This window comes from Nonomuraea corallina, from assembly GCF_027620315.1.
In the GTDB taxonomy this organism is placed as follows: domain Bacteria; phylum Actinomycetota; class Actinomycetes; order Streptosporangiales; family Streptosporangiaceae; genus Nonomuraea; species Nonomuraea corallina.
On sequence record NZ_JAPNNL010000207.1, the window covers coordinates 1 to 12,205 of the forward strand.

11 protein-coding genes are annotated in these 12,205 nt (G+C 72.9%); 3 read left to right on the forward strand and 8 right to left on the reverse strand.

What is annotated here, in order from left to right; all coding sequences use genetic code 11:
- Both OUY22_RS32350 and OUY22_RS32355 read left to right on the forward strand, forming a co-directional pair.
- On the forward strand, window positions 1–997 hold a 997-nt coding region (locus OUY22_RS32350), incomplete at its 5' end, for an AMP-binding protein (RefSeq protein WP_270159059.1).
- Between the two features lie 21 nt (window positions 998–1,018).
- Window positions 1,019–1,303: a phosphopantetheine-binding protein gene (locus OUY22_RS32355; protein WP_270159060.1), complete on the forward strand. Its 285-nt coding sequence runs from the start codon at window positions 1,019–1,021 to the stop codon at window positions 1,301–1,303.
- 61 nt (window positions 1,304–1,364) lie between these two features.
- Here OUY22_RS32355 and OUY22_RS32360 read toward each other — a convergent pair whose 3' ends face one another.
- The 5 genes from OUY22_RS32360 to OUY22_RS32380 all read right to left on the reverse strand — a co-directional run bounded on the left by OUY22_RS32360 (window position 1,365) and on the right by OUY22_RS32380 (window position 7,131).
- Window positions 1,365–2,861, reverse strand: a complete 1,497-nt coding sequence (locus tag OUY22_RS32360; protein WP_270159061.1) for an aromatic amino acid ammonia-lyase — start codon at window positions 2,859–2,861, stop codon at window positions 1,365–1,367.
- Window positions 2,862–2,865: 4 nt separating this feature from the next.
- Entirely contained in the window at window positions 2,866–3,933 is a 1,068-nt protein-coding gene (locus OUY22_RS32365) for a class I adenylate-forming enzyme family protein (protein WP_270159062.1), read from the reverse strand.
- A gap of 231 nt (window positions 3,934–4,164) precedes the next feature.
- Window positions 4,165–5,049, reverse strand: a complete 885-nt coding sequence (locus OUY22_RS32370) for a sugar nucleotidyltransferase (protein ID WP_270159063.1) — start codon at window positions 5,047–5,049, stop codon at window positions 4,165–4,167.
- Window positions 5,050–5,074: 25 nt separating this feature from the next.
- A complete protein-coding gene (locus tag OUY22_RS32375; protein ID WP_270159064.1) occupies window positions 5,075–6,061 on the reverse strand; it encodes an aldo/keto reductase in 987 nt (328 codons plus the stop codon).
- Window positions 6,062–6,069: 8 nt separating this feature from the next.
- Window positions 6,070–7,131 (reverse strand): Gfo/Idh/MocA family protein, encoded by a 1,062-nt coding sequence (locus tag OUY22_RS32380; protein ID WP_270159065.1) that lies wholly within the window; start codon window positions 7,129–7,131, stop codon window positions 6,070–6,072.
- A 184-nt stretch (window positions 7,132–7,315) separates the two neighbouring features.
- Between OUY22_RS32380 and OUY22_RS32385 the strand changes: the two genes are divergently transcribed.
- Entirely contained in the window at window positions 7,316–8,566 is a 1,251-nt protein-coding gene (locus OUY22_RS32385; RefSeq protein ID WP_270159066.1) for a nucleotide disphospho-sugar-binding domain-containing protein, read from the forward strand.
- A gap of 116 nt (window positions 8,567–8,682) precedes the next feature.
- On the opposite strand, the gene rfbH is transcribed toward OUY22_RS32385, so the two are convergent.
- The 3 genes from rfbH to OUY22_RS32400 all read right to left on the reverse strand — a co-directional run bounded on the left by rfbH (window position 8,683) and on the right by OUY22_RS32400 (window position 12,161).
- Window positions 8,683–10,062 (reverse strand): lipopolysaccharide biosynthesis protein RfbH, encoded by a 1,380-nt coding sequence (gene rfbH, locus OUY22_RS32390; protein ID WP_270159067.1) that lies wholly within the window; start codon window positions 10,060–10,062, stop codon window positions 8,683–8,685.
- 41 nt (window positions 10,063–10,103) lie between these two features.
- Window positions 10,104–11,339, reverse strand: coding sequence for an activator-dependent family glycosyltransferase (locus tag OUY22_RS32395; RefSeq protein ID WP_270159068.1), 1,236 nt, complete (start codon window positions 11,337–11,339; stop codon window positions 10,104–10,106).
- Window positions 11,340–11,456: 117 nt separating this feature from the next.
- Window positions 11,457–12,161: an SDR family oxidoreductase gene (locus tag OUY22_RS32400; RefSeq protein WP_270159069.1), complete on the reverse strand. Its 705-nt coding sequence runs from the start codon at window positions 12,159–12,161 to the stop codon at window positions 11,457–11,459.
- Window positions 12,162–12,205 lie beyond the last annotated feature (44 nt).

The window sequence follows — 12,205 nt, forward strand, 5'->3', positions numbered from 1 at the left end:
CGGCGCGCCGAAGGGCGTGACCATCAGCCACCGCAACGCGCGCGCGTTCGTGGACTGGGCGGTGCGCGAACTGGGGGCGGGCCCGGAGGACCGGTTCGCCAACCACGCCCCCTTCACCTTCGACCTGTCGGTGCTCGACCTGTACGCGGCGTTCGCGACCGGCGCCGCGGTGACGCTGATCCCGCAGGAGCTGAGCTACGCGCCCCGCCAACTGGTGGAGTTCCTGCACCGCGAGCGGGTGAGCGTCTGGTACTCGGTGCCGTCGGCGCTCATCCATATGATGCGCGACGGCAGGCTGCTGGACGGGCCGCCGCCGCCCGCGCTGCGCGCGATCCTGTTCGCCGGGGAGCCGTTCCCCATCGCCCGGCTGCGCGAGCTGGCCGGCTGGACCACGGCGCGGCTGCTCAACCTGTACGGCCCGACCGAGACGAACGTCTGCGCCTTCCACGAGGTGACGCCGGACGATCTCGCCCGCGACCGGCCCCCGCCCATCGGCCGGGCCTGCTGCGGCGACAAGGCGTGGGCCGAGCGCCCCGACGGCTCGGTCGCCGGTCCCGGCGAGGAGGGCGAACTGCTCGTGGACGGGCCCACCGTCATGCTGGGCTACTGGCGCAAGGAGCGGCACACCGGGGCCTACCGCACCGGGGACTTCGTCCGCGTCCTGCCGGACGGCTCCTTCGACTACGTGGGCCGGCGCGACTTCCGGGTCAAGGTGCGGGGCCACCGGATCGAGCTGGGCGAGGTCGAGGCGGTGCTCGGCACGCACCCGGCGGTGGCGCAGGCGGCCGTGGCCGTCCTCGGCGACGGCATGGAGGCCCGGCTGGCGGCCTTCGTCACCGTGACGGGCGGCGGCGCCGGCCCGCTGGCGCTCAAGCGTCACGTCGCCGCGCGGCTGCCCACGTACATGATCCCCGACGAGATCTTCTTCGTCGACACGCTGCCCCAGTCCCGTAACGGCAAGGTCGACAGGTTCGCCCTGCTCGACCTCGCCAGGTGAGCCCAGCCGAGGAGAGAACACGTGACCGCTCCCCTGACCGAGACCGACGTCACCGAGCGCCTGCTGTCGTTCCTGAAGGAGAGGTTCCTGTCCGGGGACCCCCACGGGGAGCTGCGGCCGGACACCCCGCTGCTGGAGTGGGGCATCCTCACCTCGCTCAACACGGCGATCCTGCTCAACCACATCACCATGGAGTTCGGCGCGCACGTGCCGTTCGAGCGCGTCGACGCCACCGCGTTCAAGGACGTGGCGAGCATCGCGGCGATGCTCTGCGCGGCGCAGGAGGACGTGTCCGCGCGACCGTGACGCGGCGCCGGCCGGGGCCGGGCGGGTGACCCCGCCCGGCCTTTCGTCGCGCCCGTACGGTTCAGTCCCGCGACCCGGCGTGGGCCAGGAGCAGGTCGCGGGCGGCCCGCACCTCGCCGGCCAGCGGGCGGTCCCGGTCCAGCGGGGGTGAGATCACGGCCAGCTCCCCCCAGAGCCCGGTCAGGTCCGCCGGGCGGTCGGTCAGGTGGGCGTACTGGGTGAGCCCGACCGCCAGCGACCCGGCGACCAGCCACGCCAGCTCGGCCGCCTCCGCGACCGCGTTCGCGCCGTTGAGCGCCATGGGCACGTGGTCCTGGTTGCCGCCGTTCGTCGGCAGGGCGGTCAGTGAGGCCGGGTAGACGAGCTGCCGGATGCGCGAGACGAACGAGGTGGCGCTCAGCTGCACGCCCGCCAGCCCGCTGCCGGCGCCCGGCCGCGGCGTCAGCATGGGCGGCAGCCCGCCGTTGCCCGCCGGGTCGCAGAGCAGCGCGAGCTGCCGGTCGGCCAGGTAGGCCACCTGTTGCAGGCACAGGCCGAGCTGGTCGGAGCTGAGTCCCACGGGCATCGCGTGGAAGTTGCCGCCGTGCAGCACCTCGCCCTCGTAGCAGATGGGGTTGTCGGTGCAGCCCGTGGCCTCCCGCAGCAGGATCTCCTCCAGCCCGTCGAGCTGGTCGAGCACCGCTCCCAGGACCTGGGGGACGCAGCGCAGGCTGTAGGGCTCCTGCAGAGGCCGCGACACGTCGCGGCGCAGATCTGACGGCAGGTCCTCCCTGATCCAGCGCGCGACCGTGAGCTGGCCTAGCTGACCGCGCACCCGGCCGACGCCCTCCTGGTAGGCCTCGGGGTTGGCGCCGAGCAGGCCGGCCATCCGCGCGCTCAGCAGGGCACCCACCCGGACCAGCCGCCGCAGCGACACGTGGTTGGTGATGGTCATGGCCAGGCTGACGCTGGTGCCGTTGACGAACGACAGCGCCTCCCTGGCGGGCCACGACACGCTCTCGGCCCCGGCCGCGGCCAGGGCGAGCGCGGCCGGGCGCAGGGTCCACGCGCCGTCGGGCCCGGCCGTCCACGCCTCGCCGTGGCCGGTGTGCGCCAGGGCCGCGTGGGCCAGCGGCTGCAGGTCGCCGCTCGCGCTGACCGTGCCGTGCCGGGGGATGGCCGGGACGAAGCCGCGGTTGTAGATGTCGATCAGCCGGTTCAGGAACTCCGGCGAGACCGCCGAGTAGCCCTGGCGCATGCTGTTGAGGCGCAGCCGGACGACCAGCCTGCACACCTCCGGCGGCAGCGGCTCGCCCTGCGCGGTGCCCAGGTGGGCGATCAGCCCGGCGCCCTGGTCCTCGCCGTCGTCCGCCGCGGCGTAGGCGACCAGCGGCCCGAAGCCGCGGGTGACGCCGTAGACCGGCTGCTCGCCCGCCAGCGCCTTGGCCAGGATCTCCGTGCTCGCGCGCATCCGGCCGATGTCCTGCTCGGTCAGCGCGGGCAGCCGCGCCTCCCCCGTCACCCCGCGCACCAGGTCGGATAGCCGGCTTCCCGCGTGCAGGTCGGTAACGGCCGTCATCGTCTCACCTCTCGCTCGATGCCTGCTGGATCTGCCGCAGCTTGCCGGTCTCGGACCGCTCGATCCGCTCCACCACCCGCACGTCCCGGGGCCGGATGTCCAGCTCCGCCACCGCGCTCTCCAGCCCGATCCCGGCCGCGGACCGGCCCGGTCCGGGGACGAGCAGCACCTCGAAGTGCTCGCCCGTGACGCCGTCGGTGACCGGCAGGCAGGCCAGGTCGGCGCAGCGCAGGCGGGCGCGCAGCCGCTCCTCGACCTCGTCCAGGTTCACCCGGCGGCCGTTCACCTTCAGCAGCCGGTTGCGCCGGCCCCGGAACCGGAAGCGCCGCTCGTCCAGCGGCTCGATGTAGTCGTCGAGCTGCCACACCTGGGGAGCGGGCTCTCCGGGGCGCGCGGCGAGGCGCCCGCTGCGCACCGCGAGCGGCACCTCGCCGTCCGGGTCGTCGTCGTGGGGGTGGGCGTCGTGGTGGGCGTCGTGGGGGTGGGCGTCGTGGTGGGCGAAGGTCACGTCGTCGAGCAGGGTCCACGGCGGGTTGTCCGGCGCCCAGCGCCGGTAGGCCACCCCGCCGGACTCGGTGGAGCCGAACACCTCCACCAGCGTGACCCGCTCCGGCCCCGCCTCGTCCTGGAAATGGGCCGCCGTCGACGGCAACGTGGCCGTGCTGTGCAGGACGGCCACCCGCTCCGCCGCGCGTACCCACGCCATGCGGCTGCGCAGCACCGGGAACACCGACGGGATGGCGACGACGCCCCACCGCCGCGCCTGCGCCGGATCGGGCAGCCCGCCGAAGGCGCCCGGCCGGTACCAGACGGGGACGCGCAGCCGGGCCGGCATCAGCACGGTGGCCAGCGCGCCGTAGACGTGCCGGGGCGGGGCGAAGGCCAGGACAGCCTCCGGCCGCTCGGCCTCCAGCAGGCCGGCGAGCAGGCCGGCCTCCGCCCACAGCTGCTCGCGGGTGCGGCGCCAGACGGCGGCGGCGCCGGTGCTGCCCGACGTGCGCAGCTCGACGGTGTCCGGGACGACCGCGCGGACCAATTCCTCGATATCTTCCGCGCAGGTGTCCCAGCGCACCGTCCACGGTTTATCCGCTATATCCGAGCCGTCGAAAGCAGCGGTCAGCGACTCCTCTGGAGTCATCTCGGTGAATGACAACGCGGACCTCCGTTTCGAAAACGGCGGAATATCATGGGGCGCACCGAATCTAGCCCGTGCGCCGGGCACCGGCAATTGTCCGCCGGCGGCGCCGGTGAATGCGATTACGCATTTTCCGTCAGTTGGTTGTCCCGCCAGCGGGACAGGGCCTCATCCGGCCCATTGGGTGGCGAACTCCAGCAGGTGGCGGCCGTACGGGGAGCTTTTCATGCGCAGGCCCGCCGCCGCGCACGTGTCGGCGTCGATGAAACCCATGCGCAGCGCTATCTCCTCCAGGCAGCCCACCCGGGTGCCGCGCTCGTCCCAGGCGCGCACCAGATGGCCGGCCTCCAGGAGTGAGGCGGGCGTGCCCATGTCGTGCCAGACGCAGCCCTCCCCCAGGCCCACCAGCCGGACGTCGCCCCGCTCCAGGTAGAACCGGTTCAGGTCGGTGATCTCCAGCTCGCCGCGCGCGGACGGCCGCACCCGCCTGGCCATCTCGACCACGTCGGCGTCGTAGAAGTAGACGCCGGTGACCGCGCAGGCGGACGGCGGGTCGGCGGGTTTCTCCACCAGGTCCGTGACGGCTCCGCGGGCGTCGAACGCGGCGACGGCGTACCGCCGCGGGTCGCTCACCTCGCGGCCGAACAGGACCGCGCCCGCCGCGCCCGACTCCACCGTCCGGCGGGCGCCCCAGAGCAGGGCGGGCAGCTCGTCGCCGGCGAACAGGTTGTCGCCCAGGATGAGCGCCGCCGGGCTGTCGCTCAGGTACTTCTCGCCCACGAGGAACGCGTCGGCGATGCCGCGCGGCTCCTCCTGCTCGGCGTAGGACACGCTGAGCCCGAGCCGTGAGCCGTCGCCCAGCAGCTCGCAGATCAGCGGCAGGGCCGCGGGCGTCGAGATGATCAGCAGGTCGGTGATGCCGGCCTGCATGAGCACCGAGATCGGATAGTAGATCATCGGTTTGTCGTAGACCGGCAGCAGCTGCTTGCACACGACGCTGGTCATGGGCGCCAGCCGCGAACCGGTGCCACCCGCGAGAACGATCCCCTTCATGGGCACACTCCACCGAGGGCCGGTGTCACCAGGCCCACGCCTCGGGTGCCGGCCCTCCGTTGCCGACCGGCGGGAACATGGCGTCCAGCTCTTTCAACAGGTCCGTGCCGAGCTCCAGCTCCAGGGCCCGCTTGGCGCCCAGGAGATGGCCGACGGTGCGCGGCCCGATCACCACGCCGCTGACGCCCGGCTGGGCGAGCACCCAGGCCAGGCCCACTTCGGCGGGATGCAGCCCGGCCTCGTCGCAGAGCTTCTCGTAGCGCGCGATCATCTCCCGGTGCCGGTCCAGCACCACCATGGCCCGGCCGCGCCCTGACTTGACCGCGCTGCCCTCCTCCAGCTTGCGCAGCACCCCGCCGAGCAGCCCGCCGTGCAGCGGCGACCAGGCGAACACCCCGATGCCGTAGGCCACCGCGGCCGGGATCAGCTCCATCTCGACGTGCCGCGTCACCAGGTTGTACAGGCACTGCTCGGACACCAGCCCGAGCCGGTTGCGCTGCCTGGCGGACTCCTGCGCGGCCGCCAGGTGCCAGCCCGCGAAGTTGGACGAGCCCACGTACCTGATCTTGCCCTGGAAGGTGAGGACCTCCATCGCCTGCCAGATCTCCTCCCACGGGGCGTTCCTGTCCACGTGATGCATCTGCAGCACGTCGATCCAGTCCGTCCGCAGCCTGCGCAGGGAGTCCTCGCAGGAGGCGATGATGTGCCTGGCCGACAGGCCGCTGTCGTTGGGCCAGTCGCTCATGGGGTTGTAGACCTTGGTGGCGAGCACCGCCTTCTCGCGCCGCCCGCCGCCCTGGGAGAACCATTCGCCGAGGAGGTCCTCGGTCATGCCGCGGTACACCTGCCAGCCGTAGTGGTTGGCGGTGTCCAGGTAGTTGACGCCCTCGTCGAGGGCCCGGTCCAGGAGCCCGAAGGCGTCCTCCTTGGTGGTGTTCACCCCGAGGTTCAGCGTGCCGAGGCAGAGCCGGCTCACCTCCAGGGCGGTACGTCCGAGCCGTGTCCGATGCATGCTCCCCTTCACCCACCCGAATTCCGCGGATCGGCCGCCGCCAGGGGGGAGACCGTCACCCGGTGCGCCCGGCCGCTGATCGCCTCCACCAGCTCCGCCTGGCGCAGCAGGTCCCTGCTGTGCGCCTTGAAGTCCTCCTGGTCACGCACCGCTCCGGCGAAGGCCCGGATGGCCGCCGCGAACTGGTCGCACGGCGGCACCGCGATCTCCTCGGCCCGGCCCTGGCGCTCCACGCGGATCCTCGCCGTCATGTCGCCGGGCAGGGAGAAGCCGCGCTCCACCGTCAGCCTGCCCTCGGTCCCCCACATCGCGTAGGTGGACCGGTAGGAGGACTGGAAGCTGAACGTCAGCTCCACCGACACGCCGTCGGCCGAGCAGAGCAGGGCGCTGCCGCCGAGGTCGATCTGCCGCTCCCGGTCGATCCGCAGGACGGAGCCGAGCAGGTCCAGCTCGGCGTCGAGGAAGGCCTGCGCGGCGCGCAGCGGGTACGTGCCGACGTCGAGCAGCGCGCCGCCGCCCAGATCGGCCCGGTAGCGGATGTCATCACCCGACCTCGGCGGGATGCCGAAGGCGCTGGCGAACACCAGCGGCTCGCCGACCGCCCCGCCGTCGAGCAGGGACCGCACCCGGGCGTGCAGCGGATGGTGCAGGAAGGAGAAGTTCTCCGTGAGCCAAAGGCCCCGATCGAGCGCCTGCTCCACCAGCTCGCGGGTCTGCCCGAGCCGCGTGGCCAGCGGCTTCTCCACCATCACGTGCTTGCCGGCCTCCAGGGCGCGCAGCGCCCACGGGTGGTGCAGCGCCGCCGGCAACGCCACGTACACGGCGTCCACCTCGGGCATCTCCAGCAGCTCCGCGTATCCCGTGACGGGCACGCCGCCGAATTCGGCGCAGAATCGCTTCGCTTTCGCACGGTCTCGGCTGGCCACCGCGACGAGTTTCACTCCGGATAGCCGCCGCAGTGCCGGAAGAGTTCTCTTCCAGGCAATGTCAGCGCACCCCAGAACGCCAAATCGCAGCGGCGGGCTTTTCGTTCGTACGTTCACTGGCTTCCTCGATGCGTGAACCGTCATCCGGGCCGAACATACAGAAACCAATATGCCGTGCGCCACTTCGCTTCAACCCTCGGTCAGCATATTCTCGGCGTGCGTAGGGGGCGCCCGTAGGGGTTGGTGGCCCGCATTCTCCCGCTTAAGATCCCGTCGTGCTCCAACGCGGCCGCCGGGCCGTGGTCGGCCGGAAATGAGGGGAAAGAGAGTGCGCGTTCTCATCGCCTTCCAGGGCCGTAACGAAAGCTGCTACGGCATGGCCCCGCTCGGCTGGGCCCTGCGCACGGCCGGGCACGAGGTGTGGGTCGCCGGCCAGCCGGACGCGACCGACCTCGTCGCCGACACCGGTCTGACGATGGTCCCGCTCGGCAGGGACAACCTCACGCGCTACTTCAAGAAGTCGATGACCGGCCTGGCCGGCGGGGCGGACGAGTCCGAGAACGCCTCTCAGCGCCCCGAGGAACTGTCGTGGGAGGACCTGCGGCAGTGGTACCGGCGGGCCGTGCCGGGCTGGTGGAAGGTCATCAACGAGCCGATGCTCGCCGACCTGACCGCCTTCTGCCAGGAGTGGCGGCCCGACCTGGTGCTGTGGGAGCAGGGCACGTACGCGGCCCCGATCGCCGCCCAGGCGTGCGGAGCGGCGCACGCCCGCGTGGTGTGGAGCGTGGACGTGTTCGCCCGCCTGCGCGACCGCTTCCTCGAGCTGATGGCCGAGCGGGGCGAGCCGGGGCAGGAGGACCTGCTGGCCCGCTGGCTCGGGTCCCGGGCCGCCGCCCACGGCCAGGAGTTCTCCGAGGAGCTGACGCGCGGCCACTTCACCGTCGACTGCTTCCCCGCGTCGCTGGCGCTCCCCCGCACCGGCTCGCTGACCCGCGTGCCCGTCCGCTACGTGCCCTACAGCGGCCGCGCCATCCTGCCCGCGTGGCTGCGCGAGGAGCCGGAGCGTCCGCGCGTGGCGGTCTGTCTCGGCTCCGCCGAGGCGGAGGCGGCCGCGTCGCCGGCGCCGCCGCAGGCGCTGCTGGAGGCGCTCGCCGGCCTGGACGTCGAGGTGGTCGTCACGGCCGCGGACGCCGCCGAGGACGAGCTGCCCGCGCTGCCGGGCAACGTGCGGGTGACCGACAGCGTGCCCGCGCACCAGCTCGCGCCCTCCTGCGCCGCCATGGTCAACTACGGCGACCCCGGCATGGTCTGCACCGCGCTGCTGTACGGGGTGCCGCAGCTGGTCGTCCCGGTCGCCGACCCGGACTCGCCGCTGCTGGCCCGCGCGGTGACCGCCGGCGGGGCCGGCGTGGCGCTCACGGGCGCCGGGCAGGTGGCCGAGCGGGTGGCGGCGCTGCTGCACGAGCCGGCCTACCGGCTCGGCGCGGAACGGGTGAGCGCCGAGATCCGGGCCATGCCCGCGCCCAACGACGTCGTCACGGAGATCGAGGAGCTCACGGCCAAGCACCGTGCCCGATGACACGAGCCCGATGACACGAGCCTGATGACACGAGCCCGATGACCTGCCCGATGACACGAGCCCGATGACCTGCCAGATGCCCGTGCCCGATGGACGGTGGCCGCGTACGCGCGGCGTCAGGAGCCGTGCGCGGCGACGAACTCCTTGATCGAGCTCACCACGTAGTCGATCATCTCCGGGGTGATGCCGGGGTACACGCCGGTCCAGAACGTCCGCTCGGTGATGATGTCGCTGTTGGTCAGGTCGCCGCTGACCCGGAACCGCTGGTCCAGGTAGGCCGGCTGCCGCTCCAGGTTGCCGCCGAACAGCAGCCGCGTGGCGATGCGGCGATCCTCCAGGAACGCGATCAGCTCGTGCCGCCCGAACGGCGCGTCCGGGTCCACGGTGAGGACGAAGCCGAACCAGCTCGGGTCGCTGCCCTCGGTGGGCGTGGGCAGGATGAGGTGCGGCACCCCGTCCAGCCCGTCACGCATCCGCTGCCAGTTGCGCCGCCTGGCCCGGCCGAACTCCTCCAGCTTGGCCAGCTGCGAGCCGCCGAGCGCGGCCTGCAGATCGGTGTTCTTCAGGTTGTAGCCGACCCTGCTGAAGGTGTACTTGTGGTCGTAGCCGTGCGGGAGCCTGCCGAACTGCTGGTCGAAGCGCTTCTTGCAGGTGTTGCTCTCGCCCGGCTCGCACCAGCAGTCGCGGCCCCAGTCGCGCAGCGACTCCACGATCCTGGCCAGCTTGGGGCTGTCGGTCAGCACGCAGCCGCCCTCGCCCATGGTCAGATGGTGTGCCGGGTAGAAGCTCACCGTCGCGAGGTCGCCGAAGGTCCCGGTGAGCCGGCCGTGGTGCAGCGAGCCCACGGCGTCGCAGTTGTCCTCGACCAGCCATAGACCGTGCTCCTTCGCCAGCGCGGCGATCTCGGCGGCGGGGAACGGGTTGCCGATGGCGTGCGCGATCATGATCGCCCGGGTGCGGGGGCCGACGGCCGCCGCCACCAGGTCGGCCGTGGTGTTGTAGGTGCCGAGCTCCACGTCCACGAAGACCGGCACCAGCCCGTTCTGCAGGATGGGACTCACCGTCGTGGGGAAGCCGGGCGCGGCGGTGATCACCTCGTCGCCGGGCCGCAGGCGCGCCTCACCCAGCTCCCGCTGGGTGAGCGCGGTCAGGGCGAGCAGGTTGGCCGACGATCCCGAGTTCGTCACGTGCGCCTTGCGCCGCTTGAGCAGCCGCGCGAAACGCTGCTCGAACCGCAGCGTGTACGGGCCCGCGGCGATGCGCAGGTCCAGCGCCGCCTCGATGAGCGCGACCTGGTCGTCCTCGTCCAGGACCGCCCCCGACGACAGGATGGGCGTCACCCCGGGGACGAACTCCCCGGGCGGCCGGGTCTCGCGGAAGTGCTCCCGCACCGTCTGGAGGATGCGCTCGCGCAGTTCGCCGCCGCGTTCGTTCTCTTGCCCGACGCCCTCTCGCCCGACGCCCTCTCGCCCAACGCCCTCTCGCCCAACGCTCACCCTCGGTGGTCCTTTCTCCCGCGGCTCCACATCCGCCGGTCCTATGCGGCGACTGCGGCCCAGGCGCGCTCTTCGAGTTCCGGTACGACGCGTGCGGGCGCGGGAAGCGCGACCATCTCCTCGCGGATCCGCCGGGTCCCCCCGCGAAAGCCCGGCTCGGACAGCAGCCGCGTCAGCAGGCGGCGGACGCCCTGCGGGCTGACCTCGTCCGGAGGCAGGGTCAGCCCGGCGCCCAGCTCGGTGAGCCTGCGCCCGAACAGCGGCTGGTCGAACACGTGCGGGTGCGGCACGACGAGCAGCGGCACGCCGTAGAACAGCGCCGTGCAGACGGTGCCGCCGCCCCCTTGGACGATCATCGCCGCGCAGGTGGGCGCCAGCGCGTGCAGCGGCACGAACTCCACCAGCCGCACGTTGCCCGGCACCCGCCCCAGCCTCGCCTGCTCCTTGGCGGGCAGCGTGGCCACGACCTCCACGTCCAGGTCGCCCAGCGCCTCCAGCAGCTCCCCCACGGACACCGCGTAGCCGCCGAACTTCTCGTGCGCGGTGTTGCCCAGCGACAGGCACACCCGCGGACGCTCCCGTGGGGCGTGCACCCAGGCGGGCACCACGGCCCGGCCGTTGTACGGCACGTAGCGGACGGGCACGCGCTCGGCCGGGGGCCGGCCGTCCATCCGCAGCGAGGCGGGCATGTGGTCCAGCGTGAACTGCCCGTGCGTCAGCTCCTCGGAGAAGCGCAGCCCGTAGGCGCCGGCGCGCCGGCCCAGCCACTCCGCCAGCGGGTCGGCCACCGGCCCGGAGTCCAGGAAGCGGCCACGCAGCCGGGCGTAGACGTCCACGCTCCACAGCAGCCTGCCGTGCGCCGCGCCGCACGCCTGGGCGGCGATCGGGCCCGCGAACGTGACCGGCTCCCAGATCACCAGCTGCGGCCGCCACCACCGGCAGAAGGCCACCAGATCGGCCACGATCGGGTCGTTGACCACCCGCCACCACCACGGCACCACCCGCTCGTTCCAGCGGGCCAGCTCCTCGCCGCTCATCTCGTCGGGGCGCGACAGGTCGAACTCGGGCGCGGAGGCGACGGCACGGCGCATGACGTGCCGCATGACACTGCTGGACCCGACCCGTACCCCGGTCAGCCCTGCGCCGGCGACGGCGTCCATCAGGTCGGCGTGGCTGGCGACGCGGACCTCGTGCCCGGCCGTGCTCAGCGCCCAGGCCAGCGGCACGAGAGAGTGGAAGTGGGAGCGCTCGGCTTGGGTGGCGATCACAACGCGCACGGCTTCCCCTTTCCGCACAGCCGTTCGGTCAGGGCGCGTTCACGTACGGAACATACTCACGCCATGGTCACCGACCAACCCCTACCGCGACGAGGGGGTAGGGGTCACCGGCCCGCGTCAGTGCCCCATGCCGAAGCCGCCGTCGACCGGGATGACCGCCCCCGTGAGGTAGGAGGCGTCCTCGCCGGCCAGGAACCGCACCACCTTCGCCACTTCCTCGGCGGTGCCGTAGCGGCCCAGCGGCACGGCCGCGAGCGCCTCGTCCCGCTGGGCGGGGGGCATGGCGGCGGTCATGCCGACGTCGATGAACCCGGGCGCGACGATGTTGACGGTGACGCCCAGCGGCGCCACCTCGCGGGCCAGCGACCGGCCGAACCCGACCAGGCCCGCCTTGGTCGCGGCGTACACCGCCTGCCCCGCCATCCCCCGCCAGGCCGCCGCCGACGACATGAGCACGATCCGCCCGCGGCGCATCCGCATCATGCCGCGCACCGCGTACCGGGCGACCCGGATGACGCCGCCGAGGTTGGTGTCGGCGACGACGCCGGCGCTGTCGTCGCCGCTGAGGGCGAGCGGCCCGTGCCGGGTGACGCCGGCGTTGGCGACCAGCACCTCCACCGGACCCTGGCTGCGCGCGACCCGCAGGAAGGCCGCCCGCACGTCGTCCTCCCGGGTCACGTCGCACGGCACCGCGGTCAGGTCGCCGGGCGGGTCCCCGCCGCGGTGGGTGACGGTGACGGCGTCTCCCGCGGCGGCCAGCTCGCGCGCCACGGCCAGCCCGATGCCGCGGGCTCCCCCGGTCACCAGAACCGACCTGCCCATCGCCCGATCATCACCCATCACGCCGGAGGCGGCAAACGCTCCCC

Coding starts and splice junctions, on each gene's coding strand:
- OUY22_RS32400 (WP_270159069.1), bottom strand. CDS start 12,161: ATGGGCAGGTCGGTTCTGGTGACCGGGGGAGCCCGCGGCATCGGGCTG.
- OUY22_RS32370 (WP_270159063.1), bottom strand. CDS start 5,049: ATGAAGGGGATCGTTCTCGCGGGTGGCACCGGTTCGCGGCTGGCGCCC.
- OUY22_RS32380 (WP_270159065.1), bottom strand. CDS start 7,131: ATGACGGTTCACGCATCGAGGAAGCCAGTGAACGTACGAACGAAAAGC.
- OUY22_RS32375 (WP_270159064.1), bottom strand. CDS start 6,061: ATGCATCGGACACGGCTCGGACGTACCGCCCTGGAGGTGAGCCGGCTC.
- OUY22_RS32360 (WP_270159061.1), bottom strand. CDS start 2,861: ATGACGGCCGTTACCGACCTGCACGCGGGAAGCCGGCTATCCGACCTG.